The 2,453-nt window shown below is 66.6% G+C and carries 3 protein-coding genes; all 3 read right to left on the minus strand.

The genetic code is table 11. The features are described 5' to 3' along the window. Positions 1–69 precede the first annotated feature (69 nt). Positions 70–615 (minus strand): hypothetical protein, encoded by a 546-nt coding sequence (locus tag AC628_RS40250; protein ID WP_245321579.1) that lies wholly within the window; start codon positions 613–615, stop codon positions 70–72. A 19-nt stretch (positions 616–634) separates the two neighbouring features. Further along, positions 635–1,039: an ExbD/TolR family protein gene (locus AC628_RS40255; RefSeq protein WP_024578845.1), complete on the minus strand. Its 405-nt coding sequence runs from the start codon at positions 1,037–1,039 to the stop codon at positions 635–637. A gap of 5 nt (positions 1,040–1,044) precedes the next feature. Beyond that, the coding region (locus tag AC628_RS40260) for a MotA/TolQ/ExbB proton channel family protein (RefSeq protein WP_074132293.1) at positions 1,045–2,453 on the minus strand (1,409 nt) is incomplete at its 5' end.

The following is a 2,453-nucleotide window of genomic DNA, read 5'->3' on the forward strand; positions in this document are numbered from 1 at the left end:
CAGCCTCGTGACCGTCGGCGGGCGGCGTGGCGCGCTCGGCCTGCGCGTTCTGGTCCCGCATCGGCGCGTTCATGGCGCGGCCTCCACCGGGGCGCGATCGTGCAACCTGTCATTGACGTACTGCGTGACGAAGCTGGCGAGCGCACCGAAGTCCGTGGTCTTCAGGATGACCTTGGTATCGGGGCCTGCTTCGATCGCGGCGTGAAAGGTCTCGATCTCGCTCAAATAGTCCACATAGGCCGACGCGTCGATCGAGAGGCGGGCCCACGGGCAGCGTGAGATCGTCAGCCACAATGGATCGTCAGCGGGCTCGCGGCCGGCGACGTACCTGCGCAACGCATCCGCGAGCTTGATCAGCAGGGCCTCGCCGTGAAGCGGAAATGCCACCACCTCGCCGCGCGGTTCCTCGCGCACGTCCGCGGCAACCGGCGCCAGCGGAAGCTCCGCGCCCATACCGGCGCTGATCGACGCCTGCGACACCGGCTCGGCGCGCGTGACATCCGCGGCACCGCAGCCGTGATCGCAACCTTGATCGGACGATCGCATCATGCTGCTCAGCCACGACCGCAGCGTCCTGCGCTCGGTCAGTGGGATGGGTGCTGGCTGGGTGATCATGGCGTCGCTTCCGGCCCGCTCACTTCACAAGCGGCTTGGTGGCGAGACCGACCTGGCTCAGGCCGATGCGGCTGAGCAGGTCGAACACATCCATCACGCTCTGGTACTGCGCCTGTGCATCGCCGCGCAGCACCACGGGAAATTCGGGCGTCAGGGCCTTCTGCTGCACCAGCCGCTGCTCGAGCTCGGGCAGCGTGACCGGGATCGTGTCGAGGAAGATCTTGCCGTCATTGGCGACCGTGATCGCCTTGGTGGTCTGGGTCGCAAGGCTCGGCGCTGCCGAGGCCTTCGGCAGATTGACCTTCTGCCCCTGCACGGTCGCGGTCGTCATGATGATGAAGATCACCAGCAGCACGTAGGCGAGGTCCAACATCGGCGTGATGTTGATGTCGTCATAGGGTTTGGAGTCGGCCTGGATCTGCATCGCTCTTACTCCGCAGCGATGCGGTGTTCGATCGGGTCCGGCCGGTCGGCGGAATAGAATTCCGCCATCTTGGTCACGAACTCGTCGACGAAGACCTGAATGTCGTTGGTCAGGTCCTTGATCCGGGAGATCAGATAGTTGTAGCCGAACAGCGCCGGGATCGCGACGCCGAGACCGGCGACGGTTGCCACCAGCGCCGCGGCGATGCCGGGGGCGATCGCGTTGACGTTGACGTCGCCGCTCGCCGCGATCGCCGCGAAGGTGATCATGACGCCAACCACGGTGCCGAGCAGGCCGAGGAACGGTCCGCCGGAGATCGCGATGGTCAGCACCACCATCATGCGGTTGAGCCGCTGCATCTCCTTGACGACGCCGGAGTCGAGCGCCGCGCGGATCGCCGCAATCGAGACCGCCGACAGCACCGGAGCGCGCTGCGAGTTGCTGAAGCGATGACGGATTTCCGCGGCGCCGATGTGGTAGATGCGGTAGAGCGAGGACGAGCGCATCATCTTGGCGTCGGCTTCGGTGAGCCGTCCGCCCAGCGTCGAGACATCGTCGGCATCGCCGCGATCGAGCATGGTAAGATCGGCGGCGATCTCGCGGAAGCCCTTCATGAACTGGGCGTTCGCCTTGGCCTGCTTGTTGAGATACGAGGCCTTGTCGATCATCACCACCCAGCTAATCGCGGCCATGATCAGGAGAATGCCGATCACCACCCAGCCGTCGAGCGTCACCGACTTCAGGATCACCGCGAAGTAGCCGGACAGCCAGCTTGCGGTCTCTTCATCGACGCTGAACGCCATCAGCTTGGCCTGGTCGGGGCCCTGCCCGATCGCCATCACCTTGATGAGCCCGGCGGGCCGCGCGACCTTGCTGATCTGCAGCTCGTCGATGTCGCCGACAAAGCCGGCCATGGCGGCAACAGGCGCCGGTGCCGGCGTTGCCGCCGCATCCGGCGTCGCCGCGGGCGCGGCGCCACCGTCCGCAGCCGACGCATCAGGGGGCAATGACGGTGTTGCTGCGGACGGGGCCGTCGCAGGCGCGATCGGAGAAGCGGAGGTCGACGAATCCCCTCCGATCAGGCCAACAGTATTGAGAGCCGGCAGGCTCGCGCTGAGCGCGGCATAGGATGCGCCGTCCAGATAGAGTGTGACCTGGCCGTTTGCCGCAACGACGGCGACATGATGCCAGCTGCCGGCCGCGACCGGTGCGCCAGCAGTCGAGCGCTGCACGGCGCCCGCCTTGGTGACTTCAACGAACGGGCTGCCACTGTCGACACCGATCACCAGGGCGTTGGCGCCATCACGCCGGCTGAACAGCGCAGCGTTCGGCTGCAGCGCGGCCGGCTTGATCCAGGCCGACCAGGTCAGCGCGGCGCCATCGGGCGATGCGAGCGACGGCGAGGCCGGAACGG

Source organism: Bradyrhizobium sp. NAS96.2, from assembly GCF_001908235.1.
In the GTDB taxonomy this organism is placed as follows: Bacteria; Pseudomonadota; Alphaproteobacteria; order Rhizobiales; family Xanthobacteraceae; genus Bradyrhizobium.